The 875-nt window shown below is 36.1% G+C and carries 1 protein-coding gene; it reads right to left on the bottom strand.

Features of this window, described 5'->3' with window-relative positions; translation table 11 throughout:
* The coding region (locus OW763_RS16770; RefSeq protein WP_268042742.1) for an electron transfer flavoprotein subunit alpha/FixB family protein at positions 1–860 on the bottom strand (860 nt) is incomplete at its 3' end.
* Positions 861–875: the final 15 nt, after the last annotated feature.

Below are 875 nucleotides of genomic sequence, written 5' to 3'. Positions count from 1 at the left end.
TGTTGGATTGCTCCTGAGATTCCGCATGCAATGTATAATTTTGGTCTTACAGTTTTTCCTGTTTGACCTATTTGTAATGCATGGTCTATCCAGTCGTTATCTGTAGCTGCTCTTGATCCTGCTACTACTCCACCTAATACTTCTGCAAGTTCGTTAAGCATAGCAAAGTTTTCTTTGCTTCCTACTCCTCTTCCACCTGCTACTACTACTTCTGCTTCTGAAACATCAGCAACTTCTTTAGCAGCTTTAACTACTTCTAATAATTTTACTCTTAAATCTTCTTCAACTAAAGCAGCAGATACTTTTTCTATTTTAGCTTCATCTACTTTTGATTCATCTTTAGCTAATTTATCAAATACTCCTGGTCTTACTGTTGCCATTTGTGGTCTGTGTTCTGTACACATGATTGTTGCCATTAAGTTTCCACCGAATGCTGGTCTTGTCATCATTAGATGTCCTGTTCCTTCTTCGTTTTCTAATGCTGTACAGTCTGCAGTTAATCCTGTTGAAAGTCTTGCTGCAACTCTTGGTCCTAAATCTCTTCCTAAGAAAGATGCTCCGATGAAGATAACTCCTGGTTTTCTTTCATTAGCTAAATCACATATAACTCTTGTATATGCATCAGTTGAGAAATGAGCTAACTTTTCATCTTCAGCATATAATACTTTATCTGCTCCATAAGCTAATAATTCTTTTGCTATATTATCTACTTTGTTTCCTAGTAAAACTGCAGTTAATTCTACTCCTAAATCATCTGCAAGTTCTCTTCCTTTTCCGATTAATTCTAATGCTACTTTTTGAAGTTCTCCATCTCTTTGTTCAGCAAATACCCATATACCTTTGTAATCTGCTATATTCATCCTATTTCCCTCCTG

The sequence above is a fragment of the Clostridium aestuarii genome (assembly GCF_026735135.1).
Taxonomy (GTDB): Bacteria; Bacillota; Clostridia; order Clostridiales; family Clostridiaceae; genus Clostridium_H; species Clostridium_H aestuarii.
This window is presented reverse-complemented; position numbering and strand designations above follow the sequence as displayed.